Raw genomic sequence first — 10725 nt, 5'->3', positions numbered from 1 at the left:
TGAAGAAGTCGTACCACTCAATGGTGGTGCCGACGATGGTCGCGCCGACGACGCGCCGGCGCTCTTTCGCAGAGCGCTGCTCCGCGGAGGTTTCAGACATGGGGGACTCCTTTGTCAACCACGATGCAGCGTGGCTTGGTGAGGTTCGCTTCTTCTGCGACGGAGCATGCGGGCGCTCGTCGACCGCGGAAGAAGTTGCCTCCTCAGTTTCCGTCGAATCGTATTTGAAATCAAATCTAATTCTGGGAGGATCTCCGGCCGCCTCTACGCTCGACTGGCTACGATGAGGGGCAAATGTCGCAGGCATGGATGGACACCGACGTCACCGAGGGCCCCGATGGTGCGCCCACCGGTGCTATTCACGTGCCCGGCGGCGGGCGCGACTCGTTCGACCCGGTGAACCTCACGCTCGCGCAGTTTCAGGAGGAAGTAAACGCCTCGTTCGTGCCGCTCATCGTGACGAGCGGGCTCGGCGAGCGCTTCCGCGGCCGCATCAACGGCGTCAACGTGCACGGCGTCGGCTTCACCGACGTGCGCGCCGACCCGCAGCTCGTCGAGCGCACGCCGGAGCAGATTGCCGAGGCGACCGAGCACTTCTGCAAGATCTCGTTGCACCTCGAGGGCACGGGCACGCTCCGCCAGAGCGGCCGCAGCGTCACGCTCTCCCCCGGCGACCTCGCGATCTATGACACCTCTGTGCCCTACGAGCTCGAGTTCACGCACCGCTTCCGCTCGCTCGTGATCATGCTGCCGCACGCGCGACTCAGCGTGCCGCACCGCCTCTCGTCGCAGTTCACGGCGATCCGGCTCGCCGGCTCGGAGGGGCTCGGCCGCGTGGTCTCGCCGTTTCTCGCCACCCTTGGCACGAACATGCACGAGTTGCGCGGCCCCGCGGGCGCGAAACTCGTGCAGAACGCGGTCGACCTGCTCGACACTCTGCTCTCGAACGAACTCGACCTCGTGAAGTTCGCCGCCGACCCGCACCTCTCGCTGCTGCAGCAGGTGCGCGACCGGATTGACGACAATCTGGGAGATCCGGGGCTCAGCCCGAACTCGATCGCCGCCGACGCGTTCATTTCGGTGCGCCACCTTCACAACCTCTTCCACGACCAGGGCCAGACGGTCGCGTCGTACATCCGCACGCGCCGCCTCGAGCGCACCTACCTTGACCTCACGAGCCCAGAACACGCGGATGTCTCGGTCGCCGCGATCGGCAGCCGCTGGGGCTTTAAGGACCCGGCCCACTTCTCTCGGGCCTTCAAACAGGCGTACGGCGAATCGCCCCGCGACGTGCGCCGGCACGCGCTCGGCCGCTAGCCGCGCATCCGCCCCCACCTTTCTCGTGGCGAAGGGCGCCCCACGTACAGTACGATTGGATCCAATCAGCAGATCAAGGGAGAGGCTGCATGGGACCCAACGACGCGACCCACACCACGACGGCGCCACGCATCGACGAGCTCGAAGCGCTCGCCCGCGAGGGCCGCTGGCACGTCATCAACACCGTCACCGCCTCGAAGGCCGGCCATGTCGGCGGCCCGCTCTCGGCGATGGACTTGCTCGTCGCGCTCTACTTCGCGCAGCTGCGAGTCGACCCGGAGAACCCCCAGGACCCGGGCCGCGACCGCTTCATTCTCTCGAAGGGCCACAATGCGATCGGCCTTTACTCGGTGCTCGCGATGCGCGGATTCTTCCCCATCGACGAGCTCGCGACGTTCGACCACGGCGACTCGCGCCTGCAGGGGCACCCCGACATGCGGCTCACGCCCGGCGTGGACGCGTCGACCGGCTCGCTCGGCCAGGGCCTCTCAGCTGGCGCAGGCATGGCACTCGGCGCGAAGCGACTTGGATCCGATAACCACGTCTGGGTGATGCTCGGCGATGGCGAGATGGAAGAGGGGATGGTGTGGGAGACCGTACTCTCGGCGCCGCGCTACCGCCTCGACAACCTCACCGCGATCATCGACCTCAACGGCCTCCAGCAGTACGGCTGGCCCGCGAACGACGACGACCGCTTCGACCGCAGCGAGCCGCTCGGCCACGTCGACCTCGCCGCGGTGTTCGCCGGCTTCGGGTGGCACGTGCTCGAAATCGACGGGCACGACTTCGCCGAGATCCTCGACGCGTTCAGCACCGTCACCGAGGCGCGCGACCGCGACGGCCGCCCATCCGTGATTCTCGCGACCACCTCGAAGGGCCGCGGCATCTCGTTCACCGAGGGCACCTACGCGTGGCACAACGGCATCGCGACCCCCGAACAACTGGCGCAGGCGCGCCTCGACCTCACGCAGGAGCAGGCATGACCGCGCAACGAAGTGTGTGGGGCGAGACCCTCGCCCGCCTCAGCGTCACCGATGAGCGCGTGATCGTGCTCGACGGCGACCTCGCCACCTCGACGAAGGCCGACACCGTCGCGAAGCAGAACCCGAAGGCGTTCGTGCAGGTTGGCATCGCCGAGCAGAACCTCGTCGGCATGGCCTTCGGCCTCGCGACGATCGGCTACCGTCCGTGGCTGTCGACGTTCGGGGTGTTTCTCACGAACCGCGCCCTCGACCAGATTCGCATGCTCGTCTCACAGACGAAGGTGCCGGTGCGCCTCTGCGCCGCCTACTCGGGCCTGCTCAACGGCTCGAGCGGCAAGACGCACCAGGACATCGAGGACTTGGCGATCATGCGTGCGATGCCGAACATGACGGTGCTCGCTCCCGCCGACGAGCACGAGGCCCGCGCGGTCACCGAATGGGCCGCTGGCTTCGACGGACCCGTCTACATTCGCTACGCCCGCGACGCGGTCGCCCCGGTGTTCGACGCCGACTACGAGTTCGAGCTCGGCGCGGTGCACACGCTGCGTCGCGGCGGCGACGTCACGCTCGTGTCGACCGGCGTGCAGGCCTCGCGCGTGCTCGAGGCGGCCGAGCTGCTCGCGGCGGCTGGCGTCGACGCGCAAGTCGTGCACCTGCCCACGCTGAAGCCGCTCGAGGACGCGCGGGTGCTCGCTGTGCTCGAGGGTGCGCCGATCGTCGTCTCGGTCGAGGAACACACCGAGATCGGTGGCCTCGGCGGCTTGCTCGCCGAAATGTTCGCGCGCCACGACGTGTCGACGCCGTTGCGCGTGCTCGGCCTCGCCGACGCCTGGTCGGAGTCGGCCCCGAACGACTTCCTGCTCGACAAGTACGGCCTCAGCCCCGAGCGCGTCGCCGAGCGAGTCCGCGCGCTGCTCTAGGAGGACTAGCGGCGATCGCGGGCGGGGGCTCCGTCGATCGGCAGGTCGATGCCGACGCCGCGTTCGGCGGCCCGGGCGGCGGCGACGGCCGCGAGCGCCGTGTCCCACGAGCCGGCGCCCTGCGAGACGAAGGCGGTGATCGCATCCGCGTCGCCGCGCACCTCGCCGAGCGCGAGCAGTTCGCCGAGCTCGCGCACGTCAGCCCAGTCGATCGCCCCGGCCTCGGCGGCGCGGATGAGCGTGCCGCCCTCGCGNCTGCGCGGCCACGACATCGTCGGTCACGAGCAGGTCGATCTCACGCATCGCCTCGGGCTCGACCTCGGAGTTGGCGGGGTTGTTTGAGCCCGCGAAGATGTAGTGCTTGCCCGGCAGCATGTGCCGGCGGAGGATCACCGGGTCGTGCGCGCTCGTCATGGTGATGACGACGTNNCGTCGGCGATCGCCTCGTCGATGGTGTCGAAGCGGCTCGCGGTCACGCCCGTGCGCTCGGCAAGCAGCGCGGCGAAGGCGTCGGCGCGCTCGGCGTTGCGGCCGTAAACGTGCAGCTTCGTCGCGCCGAGGGCGAGCAGCACCGCCTCGGCCTGCGTCTGCGCCTGGTACCCGGTGCCAACGATCGCGACGGTGTCAGCGCCGCCGGGCGCGAGCTCGCGGGCCGAGACGCCGCTCGCAGCGCCGGTGCGCAGCTGGCCGAGCCGGTCGGCCTCGTAGAGCGTCGTGAGCGCGCCCTCGTCATCGAACAGCAGGCCCCAGAACTTCGCGGCGCCGTTGCCGGTGACGTACACCTTCGCACCGATCGCGTTCGCGCTCGCGACGCTGCCGCCGAGCACGTTGAGCACGAGCGGCCCGAGCTTCGCGCGCGTTCGCGGCGCATTGCCCGAGTCGCCGCGACCCTGGTCGCGCAGCGCGTCGGTCACGGCCTCGAGCGCGTCGCGCTGGTCGACGAGTCCGTCGATGTTGGCCTCAGTGAGAAAACGAACCACGATGGTCTCCTTCCAACCGGGAGCATCCCGGGATGCTACGCCGAGAACACGACGACCGGCTTCACGACGGTCGCGTCGGCCGCCGCGCGCAGCGCAGTCACGGTCTCGGCAATGGTGAACTCCTCAACGATGGCGTGGAGCGCGTCGGCGCGCTCCCCCACGATGCGCTCGGCCGCCGCGAAGTCCTCGCGGGTGTAGGCGTACGAGCCACGCAACGTGAGCTGGCCGCGCACGATCGCGTTCATGTCGAGCGCGACCTCGGCCGCGAACATCGCGGGCACGCCGATGACGCCGCCGCGGCGCACTCGAGGTAGCGCCCCGCGCAGGGCGACTCCGGCGCCGGAGGCGTCGAGCCACGCGTCGAACTCGCGGCCGGGCGCATCCGCCCGCATGTCGAGCGCGAGCGCCGCTGCCATGCGCGACTCGGCGCCCGAGGGCGGTCCGCTGATCGTGACGTTCGCGCCGGCGGCGAGCGCGGCGCAGCCGGCGAGCAAGCCAACGGCACCGGGGCCGCTCACGCAGAGTTCGACACCCCGCAGCGGCTCGATCCCGGCGGCCTCGGTGTCGAAGGCGGTCGCGATGCCCCGCAGCGCCTGGTGCGCGACGGCCATCGGCTCGATGAGCGCGGCGAGCCGGGCGTCGAGCGACTGCTCGGCGAGCACGTGCAGGCGGTCGGCCGCGAACACGAACGACTCGGCGAGGCCGCCGTCGAAGTGCATGCCCATGCAGTTGCGCTCGAGGCAGCGGTTGGTGTGCCCGGCGCGGCAGACCGCGCAGTGGCCGCAGCCGTCGATGGCGATCGGCACGACCCGACGGCCGACGAGCGCCGCGTCGATGCCCTGGGCCACCGCATCCACCACGCCCACCACTTCGTGGCCGATGACGACGTTCTCGGGCACCCACTCGTACCCCGCGTCGGCGCGCACCGCGTGCACGTCGCTGCCACAGAGGCCGACGGCCTCGGTGCGGATGCGCACCTCGCCCGCCGCGGGGCTCGGCTCGACCACGCGGTCGATCACCACATCCCACGGCGTGCGCGAGCGAAGCCGCGCTGCGAGCTGCTCAGTTGCCAAAGTACGACTCTCGCACCACGTCGCTGTCGAGCAACTCGCGCGCTGTGCCGCTGAGGCGCGACTGCCCGCCCTCGATGATGGTGCCGTGTTCGGAAACCTCGAGCGCGTTCTGCACGTGCTGCTCGACCAGCAGCACCGTCATGTCGGCAGTCGCGATCTCGCGCACGAGCGCGAACATCTGCTCGACGATCACCGGGGCAAGGCCGAGTGACATCTCGTCAATCATGAGCACCTTCGGGTTCGCCATGAGCCCGCGGCCGATGGCGACCATCTGCTGCTCACCNGCCCGAGAGCAGCCCGGCCTCTTGCTTGCGCCGCTCGAGCAGACGCGGGAAGTGGTGGTAGACCTCGTCGAGCCGCGACTGGGCGTTGCCGTCCCCGCGGCTGACGAAGCCGCCGAGCAGCAGGTTGTCTTCGACCGACATCGACCCGAAGAGCTTGCGCCCCTCGGGCACCTGCACGATGCCGAGCTCGACGCGGCGCTTCACCGGCGCGTTCGTGATGTCCTCACCGTTGAAGATGATCTTGCCGCTCGCCGCCTTGAGCAGGCCCGAGATGACCCGCAGCGTCGTCGACTTACCGGCCGCGTTCGGGCCGAGGAAGGCGGTGATGCCGCTGTCGGGCAGCGTCAACGACACGTCTTCGATGGCCTGGGCGTCGCCGTAGAAGGCGCTGATGTGCTGAACCTCAAGCATTGGATTGGCTCCCTCGCTGCTCGGCTTCCGAGATGATGTTGCTCGCGATTGTGTCGTCGGTGTGCTTCGTGCCGAGGTACGCCTCGATCACCTTTGGGTCGGTGATGACGTCCTGCGGGTCGCCTGCGGCGAGCACCTGGCCGTTGTTGAGCACCATCATCTGGTCGGAGACCTCCATGACGGCCGCGACGATGTGCTCGATCATGAGAATCGCGACGCCGCGGTCGCGCACCCGCGTGACGAACGGCAGCACCTCGGTGACCTCGCGGCTGTTCAGGCCGGCGAGCACCTCGTCAAGGAGCAGCAGCTTCGGCTCGGTGCCGAGCGCCTTCGCCACCTCGACGCGCTTGCGCATCGCAAGCGTGAGCGACTCGGTGGGCCGCTCGGCGATATCGGCAATGCCGAGCTCGTCGAGCAGTTCCATCGCCTTGGCTCGGGCGACGGATGGGCGGGGATGGTTGATCAGCACCGGCACCATGACATTCTCGACGACGGTCATGCCCGAGAACGGACGCACGACCTGGAACGTGCGGCCGATGCCGCTGCGGGCGCGGGTGGGCAGGTCGGTCTTCGTGATGTCCTTGCCATCGAACTCGATCGTGCCCGAGTCGGCGGGGAACAGCCCCGAGATGAGGTTGAAGAACGAGGTCTTGCCAGCGCCGTTCGGCCCGATGATGCCGATGATCTCGTCACCGCCGAGTTCGAGCGAGACGTCGTTGACCGCCTGCACACCTCCGAAGCGCTTGCTGACGTTGCTCACCTTGAGCAGAGTGTCATTCGCCATTACTACTCACCGTCCTTCTTGTTCGAGTTCGCGCCCCGGCGCATCCAGCCGCGCAGCTTCTTCCAGCCGTCGACGAGGCCACCGGGCATGAGGCGCANGATGACGATGAGCGCGACGCCGTAGATCATGAAGTTGAGGCCCTGCACACCCGAGAACGAGGTGCGCAGCCATTCACCGAGCGGCGTCATCAGCACCGCACCGATGATCGGGCCGACGATCGTGCCCATGCCACCGATGATGCCGTTCAGGGCCGGCTGCACCGAGTAGAGCGTCATCGAGAACTGGGTTTCGGGTTCGATCACGAACAGGTAGAGGGCAGCAAACGCGCCGAACGCGCCGGTGATCGCCGCCGAGACGGCGAGCGTGCCCACCTTGAGGCCGTTCGTGTGCACGCCGAGCGCACGGATCGCCTCTTCGTCGGTCTTCATCGCGCGCAGGTGATAGCCGATGCGCGAGTTGTAGAGCCAGACCGAGAACGCGACGGCGACAATCACCATGGCGAGCACGATGAAGTAGTACGGCTCGCGATTCTCGAACGAGATGAAGGCGAAGCCCTGGTCGGGCGGGGTCGTGATGCCGACCGAGCCGTTCGTGAGCGGCACCGCCCAGATCGCGAGCAGGCGCAGCACCTCGACGAACGCGAGCGACGAGAGGGTAAAGAACGGCCCGCGCAGCCGCAGTAGCGGCACCGCGAGCACCATCGACGCGGCGGCAGCCATGACCATGGCGGCGAGGATGCCGACCCACGGGTTGACCCCGAGGTTCACGTAGAGGATCGCCACCGTGTAGGCGCCAACACCGAAGAACGCGGCGTGGCCCAGCGAGAGTGTGCCGCCGATCGCCATGAGGTTCCAGGCGACGGTGACGCCGACGTAGATAAGGGTGATGACGGCGATGTGGAGCACGTACTGGTCATGCACGACAAGGGGCAGGAGCAGCGCGACGAGGCCGGCGATGCCCAGGCCGAGTATATTGCGGTTCGACATTACTTGAGCCCCACTTCTGCGTTGCGAGCCGAGCCACCGAAGATGCCCTGGGGGCGCACGATCAGCACGACGATGAAGACGGCGAACACTGCGACCTGTTGCAGCGCCGGGTCGATGTAGGTTCCGGTGAGGGTCTCGATGACGCCGAGGAACAGGCCGCCGATGAGCGCGCCGGTCATATTGCCGAGGCCGCCGAGCACGACGACGACAAACGCCATGAGCGTGTAATGCGCGCCGACAAGCGGGTATGCGGCCTGGAACGGGATGATCAGCACGCCGGCGATGCCGGTGAGGGCGGCACCAAGGCCCATCGCGATCATGTAGTAGCGCTTGACCGGGATGCCGAGCATCCGGGCGGTGTCGCGGTCTTCGGCAATCGCGCCGAGCGCCTTGCCGAGCATCGTGCGCTTCATCATCCAGAACAGCGCGACGACGAGCAGGATCGCGACGACGAAGGCAATCACGCGACCGTAGGTGGCGCTCACGCCCCCGACCGAGATCGACTGCTCCGCCCAGCCCACCGTGACGGTGCGGAACTGGCCGCCGAAGAGGAACAGCGCGAAGTTCTGCAGGAACACCGAGAGCCCGAGCGTGACGAAGATTTTCATGTTCGCCGAGGATTCCTGCATCGGTTCGAGGATGAACTTCTGCAGCAGCACGCCCGAGATGAACATGATGGGCGTGACGATGAGCAGCGACACATACGGGTTGACGCTCCACGAGGTATAGAGGAACCACGTGAAGTACATCGCGATCATCACAAGCTCACCGTGCGCGAAGTTCGTGATCTTCACGACGCCGAAGATGATGTTGAGGCCGACCGCGACGAGCGCGTAGACCCCGCCGAGCAGGAGCCCGGCGACGAGGGCTTGAATGAGGAATGTCATGGCTTCGCTGACCTCACTGTCCGAACGGGCTGGTGTGTTTGGGCTCGGAGACGGCGACCTCGGTCGGGAACACCGTGACGAGCTCGTTGTCTTGCCACTGCATGACGTAGTCCTCGGAGCGCTCGTTCTGGTTGTTCGTGCCCATCTTGTAGCCCCAGGTGTTGACGCTCTGGCTGTTCGGCGCCTCGTACTTCAGTGCCGCTTCGTGGAAGGCGTCGGGGTCGTCACTGCCGCCGGTGAGCTCGAGGATGTCGAGCACGTACGAGGTGCCCGCGTAGTTGCCCTGCGGGTAGCCCGAGCTCGGGAACTTGTTGTACCTCTTCTCGTAGCGCTCGAGGAAGCCCGCGAGCTCGGGCGCTGCCTCAGGGCTGAGGCGCGGCTGCGGGAAGTCGCAGTCGTAGACGCCCTCGGCGGCCGAGCCGAGCGCATCCCCGAACTCCTGCAGCGTGTAGCCGCCGCCGATGCCGATGAACGCGCCGACCTTGACGCCGGCGTCGCGCATCTGGCGGCCGAGGAGCACGGCGTCGGAGGCATAGGACACGGCAAGGATGACGTCGGGCGCGGCCTGCTTGATGCGCGCAACGGTCGACGAGAGGTCGGTCTGCTTTGCCGAGTAGGCCTCGTGGTCAGCGAACGACATGCCGAGCGCTTCGGCGTTCGTGTCGGCGCTCGCCGTGACCGACTGGCCGTAGTTCGAGTCCTCATGCACCATCATGAGTTTGAGGTCGGATGGCTTCTTGTCGAGCTTCGGCGCGAGCACTTCGGCAGTGAACTTCAGCGCCTGCTCGGTCTGCTTCGTCGAGGCAGGGTTGATGCGGTAGACGCGCGGGTAGCCGCGGTCGGTGATACCGGCCGCGACGGCGCCGAGCTCGACGAAGCTGTTGCCGGTGCGGGCGAAGACCTCGCTTGCCGCGGTCGACAGCGACGAGCTGTAGGTGCCGAGGCCGAGCTTGATGTTGTTGTTGAAGACGAGACGGCGGGCCTCGGAGGTCGCGGCGTTGACGTCGGGCACGTCGGCGAGTACGACTTCGACGCGCTTGCCGGCGACGCCGCCGCGTTCGTTGCGGTCGGCGACCGCCATCTCGACGCCCTCCCAAGAGGCCTGGCCGAGGAGCGCATTCGTGCCCGACATCGGCATCATGACGCCGAGGCGAAGCACCTCCTCGGTCGTGCCGGGCGCCGAACAGGCCGCGAGCGAGCTGCCCGCCGCGACGGCGACGGCGGCCGCACCGCCGAAGCGGAACAGGCTTCGCCGATCGAAACTTGCATGCAGTGGATTCATCTGAACTCCGTTGTTCTGAGGAGCTGGCCGAGGTGAGCCAGAGCGAGGGGAAGGGTGCAGATTAGGCGGCGGTCCAGCCGCCGTCGACGGTGATGAGCTGCCCCGTGAGGTACGAGGCGGCGTCGGAAGCAAGGAACACGGCGGCGCCAGCGAGCTCCTCCGGGTCGCCGAAGCGGCCCATCGGGATGCGTGCGAGCATTTCGGCGTACCGCTGCTCGTCGGTGAACACGGCCTCGGTGAGCTCGGTGCGGAAGTAGCCGGGCGCGATCGCGTTCGCGCGGATACCGCGGCCCGACCACTCAGAGGAGAGGCTGCGGGCGACGCCATAGACGCCGGACTTTGTCGCGGTGTACGCCGAGATCTGCGGCATCGAGATCGTGCTCGTGAGCGAGCCGATGAAGATGTGCGAGCCACCCGTGCCGCGGTCGAGCTGGCGGCGGCCGAGCTCCTGGCTCAGTGCGAACGGCGCCGTGAGGTTGATGCGCAGCAGGCGCTCCCACTGCTCGGGGTCGAAGTGCTCGGCGGCCTGGCGGTGCTGCCCGCCAGCGGCGTGGAGCACGATGTCGAGCGGCGCGCTGAGGGCGACCTCGGCGTCATCGAGCAGCCGCGCGGGGGCGGCGGTGACGTCGGCCGCGATACCGATCGCGCCGAGCTCGTCGGCGGTGGCGGCCACCGCATCCTCCGAGCGCGCCACCACGACGACGCGCGCGCCGGCGTCGACGAGGCCACGGGCCATCGCTTTGCCGAGCCCGCGACTACCGCCGGTCACGATGGAGGTCTTGCCCGCGAGCGAGAAACGGTCGTGAAGTGACATGCTG

The 10725-nt window shown here is 68.1% G+C and carries 13 protein-coding genes and 1 pseudogene (1 of these 14 running past the window's edge); 3 read left to right on the top strand and 11 right to left on the bottom strand.

Annotation, left to right across the window (positions count from 1 at the left end):
- A pseudogene (locus ID132_RS10985) lies at positions 1-100 on the bottom strand (MFS transporter) (it extends 1336 nt beyond the left edge of the window).
- A gap of 194 nt (positions 101-294) precedes the next feature.
- Between ID132_RS10985 and ID132_RS10980 the strand changes: the two are divergent.
- The 3 genes from ID132_RS10980 to ID132_RS10970 all read left to right on the top strand — a co-directional run bounded on the left by ID132_RS10980 (position 295) and on the right by ID132_RS10970 (position 3220).
- Positions 295-1317: an AraC-like ligand-binding domain-containing protein gene (locus ID132_RS10980; RefSeq protein WP_235988511.1), complete on the top strand. Its 1023-nt coding sequence runs from the start codon at positions 295-297 to the stop codon at positions 1315-1317.
- Positions 1318-1406: 89 nt separating this feature from the next.
- On the top strand, positions 1407-2300 hold the full coding sequence (locus ID132_RS10975; protein ID WP_193128626.1) for a transketolase: 894 nt from the start codon (positions 1407-1409) through the stop codon (positions 2298-2300).
- Positions 2297-3220 (top strand): transketolase family protein, encoded by a 924-nt coding sequence (locus ID132_RS10970; protein ID WP_125107732.1) that lies wholly within the window; start codon positions 2297-2299, stop codon positions 3218-3220. The genes ID132_RS10975 and ID132_RS10970 overlap by 4 nt, the downstream gene beginning before the upstream one ends.
- 5 nt (positions 3221-3225) lie before the next feature.
- Here ID132_RS10970 and ID132_RS10965 read toward each other — a convergent pair whose 3' ends face one another.
- The 10 genes from ID132_RS10965 to ID132_RS10920 all read right to left on the bottom strand — a co-directional run bounded on the left by ID132_RS10965 (position 3226) and on the right by ID132_RS10920 (position 10721).
- Positions 3226-3417, bottom strand: a complete 192-nt coding sequence (locus ID132_RS10965; protein ID WP_211198394.1) for a hypothetical protein — start codon at positions 3415-3417, stop codon at positions 3226-3228.
- A gap of 213 nt (positions 3418-3630) precedes the next feature.
- Positions 3631-4200 carry a hypothetical protein gene (locus ID132_RS10955; protein WP_193128623.1) on the bottom strand — a complete coding sequence of 190 codons (570 nt, stop codon included), beginning with the start codon at positions 4198-4200 and terminating at the stop codon, positions 3631-3633.
- Positions 4201-4235: 35 nt separating this feature from the next.
- On the bottom strand, positions 4236-5273 hold the full coding sequence (locus ID132_RS10950; protein ID WP_193128622.1) for a zinc-dependent alcohol dehydrogenase: 1038 nt from the start codon (positions 5271-5273) through the stop codon (positions 4236-4238).
- Positions 5263-5544, bottom strand: a complete 282-nt coding sequence (locus ID132_RS14075) for an ATP-binding cassette domain-containing protein (protein ID WP_235988509.1) — start codon at positions 5542-5544, stop codon at positions 5263-5265. Before ID132_RS14075 ends, ID132_RS10950 begins: the two co-directional genes overlap by 11 nt.
- 7 nt (positions 5545-5551) lie before the next feature.
- A complete protein-coding gene (locus tag ID132_RS14070; protein WP_235988507.1) occupies positions 5552-5968 on the bottom strand; it encodes an ABC transporter ATP-binding protein in 417 nt (138 codons plus the stop codon).
- On the bottom strand, positions 5961-6752 hold the full coding sequence (locus tag ID132_RS10940) for an ABC transporter ATP-binding protein (RefSeq protein WP_193128621.1): 792 nt from the start codon (positions 6750-6752) through the stop codon (positions 5961-5963). Before ID132_RS10940 ends, ID132_RS14070 begins: the two co-directional genes overlap by 8 nt.
- Positions 6753-6754: 2 nt before the next feature.
- A complete protein-coding gene (locus tag ID132_RS10935; RefSeq protein WP_193128620.1) occupies positions 6755-7738 on the bottom strand; it encodes a branched-chain amino acid ABC transporter permease in 984 nt (327 codons plus the stop codon).
- On the bottom strand, positions 7738-8625 hold the full coding sequence (locus ID132_RS10930) for a branched-chain amino acid ABC transporter permease (protein ID WP_193128619.1): 888 nt from the start codon (positions 8623-8625) through the stop codon (positions 7738-7740). Before ID132_RS10930 ends, ID132_RS10935 begins: the two co-directional genes overlap by 1 nt.
- Positions 8626-8638: 13 nt before the next feature.
- Entirely contained in the window at positions 8639-9907 is a 1269-nt protein-coding gene (locus ID132_RS10925) for an ABC transporter substrate-binding protein (RefSeq protein ID WP_193128618.1), read from the bottom strand.
- Positions 9908-9968: 61 nt separating this feature from the next.
- Positions 9969-10721 carry an SDR family NAD(P)-dependent oxidoreductase gene (locus ID132_RS10920; protein WP_193128617.1) on the bottom strand — a complete coding sequence of 251 codons (753 nt, stop codon included), beginning with the start codon at positions 10719-10721 and terminating at the stop codon, positions 9969-9971.
- Positions 10722-10725: the final 4 nt, after the last annotated feature.

This window comes from Gulosibacter sediminis (genome assembly GCF_014904065.1).
Classification (GTDB): domain Bacteria; phylum Actinomycetota; class Actinomycetes; order Actinomycetales; family Microbacteriaceae; genus Gulosibacter; species Gulosibacter sediminis.
Note: the sequence above shows the minus strand (reverse complement) of the source record. Positions and strands in the feature narration are given on the sequence as shown.